This is a genomic window from Mammaliicoccus sp. J-M41 (assembly GCF_022385935.1).
GTDB classification, from domain to species: Bacteria; Bacillota; Bacilli; order Staphylococcales; family Staphylococcaceae; genus Mammaliicoccus; species Mammaliicoccus sciuri_A.
On the sequence record NZ_JAJNIR010000085.1, the window covers coordinates 1 to 334 of the forward strand.

Consider the following 334-nt stretch of genomic DNA (forward strand, 5'->3'; position numbering starts at 1 on the left):
TTAAAATTTAGACAAGAAAATATGTTGTCTTATCAAGATACTGCGAATCACTTTAGGATTATTAATCCTATTATCATTGCCAATTGGCAACATCAATTTGATGAAAAGTGTCGTCTTGATATAGATAAAAAACAAAAGGGACGATCTCACACTATGACTAAAAAACGATCTAAATCAGATAATAAAAATTTACCTCTAAATGAAAATGAACATGAAGAACTTGAAAGACTTAGAAATGAAAATGAGACGTTAAAGGCAGGTATAGCTTATCAAAAAAAGTTACAGGCCTTGACCGACATTTACGGAAGCAAAAATCAGAAATAGTAAAGGTCAT

General features: G+C 30.2%; 1 protein-coding gene. It reads left to right on the plus strand.

Annotated elements, in window-relative coordinates; translation table 11 throughout:
• On the plus strand, positions 1–324 hold a 324-nt coding region (locus LQ686_RS13995), incomplete at its 5' end, for a helix-turn-helix domain-containing protein (protein WP_239733461.1).
• Between the last annotated feature and the right edge of the window lie 10 nt (positions 325–334).